Origin of the sequence: Candidatus Pelagibacter communis (genome assembly GCF_001180205.1) — a bacterium.
GTDB classification, from domain to species: Bacteria; Pseudomonadota; Alphaproteobacteria; order Pelagibacterales; family Pelagibacteraceae; genus Pelagibacter; species Pelagibacter ubique_O.
Window position 1 is genome coordinate 1 of sequence record NZ_CVSU01000083.1, and the last position, 757, is coordinate 757.

The window sequence follows — 757 nt, forward strand, 5'->3', positions numbered from 1 at the left end:
TTCTTTTTGACCAATGAACCGCAGGTAATAATGTAATCTTTAAATCATTATTAATTTGTATTTCGTCATACCAATCCATTTCGTTAACATCTTTGTATCTTTTGAAATATTTACCAAGTTTAAGAGGGAGTAAAACCTTTGCGTCTTTATAAGGAAATCCTCTAATAGTTGACATATCCTGATGGTCATAATGATTGTGAGTAAGCAGAAATACATCTGTTTTTGGAATTTCTTTCAATTGAATAGCTGGGTCAACATATCTTTTTGGACCAAATATCAAAGGTCCGGCATTTTTTGAAAAAACTGGATCTGTAATAATTGTTGTTTCGCCTAATTTAATTAAGAATGTAGCATGCCCTATCCAAGCAATATAATTATCATCTTTAAATTTTTCTAAATTTTCTCTAACAATTTTTTTATCGATGACATGATCTTTTGGAACAGTAATATCAATTTTCTTTTTTTCTTTTATAAATGTTCTATAGGAAAATTTTATATCATTTGATCGAACTGGAGATCCTTCAGGATTCCTAAAAGTTCCATCTGGTAAATGATGATAAGGTCGTTTTTCCATTGCAATTAGCTCTATATTAAAAAAAAGAATGATACATAGTAAAGATATTAATTTTTTCATTATTTCAGCTAAAATCTTACTCTATTTTTAAAATTCTGTTATTATGTTTACTAAGATAACATGATTACTATAGGAAAATGTTTACTTTGTAAACATTAATTTGATATGAGCTATCACAAAAAA

General features: G+C 27.1%; 1 protein-coding gene. It reads right to left on the reverse strand.

Annotated features, from left to right (window positions below):
- Positions 1–634: MBL fold metallo-hydrolase (locus tag AMO08_RS03210; RefSeq protein WP_179850741.1), on the reverse strand; the 634-nt coding region annotated here is incomplete at its 3' end.
- Positions 635–757 lie beyond the last annotated feature (123 nt).